General features: G+C 55.3%; 1 protein-coding gene. It reads left to right on the top strand.

Annotation, left to right across the window (positions count from 1 at the left end):
• Positions 1 to 843: HNH endonuclease signature motif containing protein (locus QKE52_RS13300; RefSeq protein ID WP_347949001.1), on the top strand; the 843-nt coding region annotated here is incomplete at its 5' end.
• Positions 844 to 873 lie beyond the last annotated feature (30 nt).

Below are 873 nucleotides of genomic sequence, written 5' to 3'. Positions count from 1 at the left end.
ATCTGCAAAACCCTCGATAACTCCATCGCCTACCAGGACACCCGCCCTAAAAATACGTACCGGTTTTCTTCTAACGGCACCTCAGCCTGGCTGGAACTGCACTGTGATGAAGACACCGGCATTAAACTCGACGCCTTCATCCACCACACCGCCGCTAAGGAAGACATCACTGTCCCGGAGGCAGTCATAAAACTGCTCTCCGGTGAGATTAAGCCTCCAGCTACCGTGGTGTTACACACCTACCAGGCCTGCGACATTGAGGATGCACCAACCTTTATTGAAGGCTTCGGCTGGCGGGCTAAGCCGATGCCGCATGATAAGACCCGGGACTTAACCGGTGACGTCGCCGAAGCAGATGGCTACCAACCAGGAATCATCATGCGCAAACATGTCGAAGGACGCGACGGTACCTGCCGGGTTGGCGGCTGTGGCAAACCAGCTTTCCTTAGCCAGTTGGATCATCGGCATAACTGGGCTGAAGGCGGGCCCACCCATCCGAAGAACCTGGCGTGTTTATGCCAGGGTCATCACAACATGAAAACCGATGGCAGCCTCAAATACCTGCTGGACCCCTATAGCGGGGATGTCATCTGGCTATATGAAGACGGCACCTGGACTATCACCGAAGCCGACGGGCCGCTAGCACCAAAACAGAAACGATGGGCACAAACAGTAGCCCAACACATCACCGCCACCAGGAAACGTGTGCGTGAGGAAGCCCAACACTTAAAACAAGAACTCGACGACTACGCACAACAACAAGCCCAAGCCAAAGCCGAAGCCGAGGACAAGGACGCGGACAAGACCGAGACTGATGCCGGCACCGACGACATCCCCTTCTAAACCCCGTCGTCCAAAACGACGAAGAAGGAA

The sequence above is a fragment of the Corynebacterium sp. c25Ua_47 genome (genome assembly GCF_039907205.1).
Classification (GTDB): Bacteria; Actinomycetota; Actinomycetes; order Mycobacteriales; family Mycobacteriaceae; genus Corynebacterium; species Corynebacterium hiratae.
This window is presented reverse-complemented; position numbering and strand designations above follow the sequence as displayed.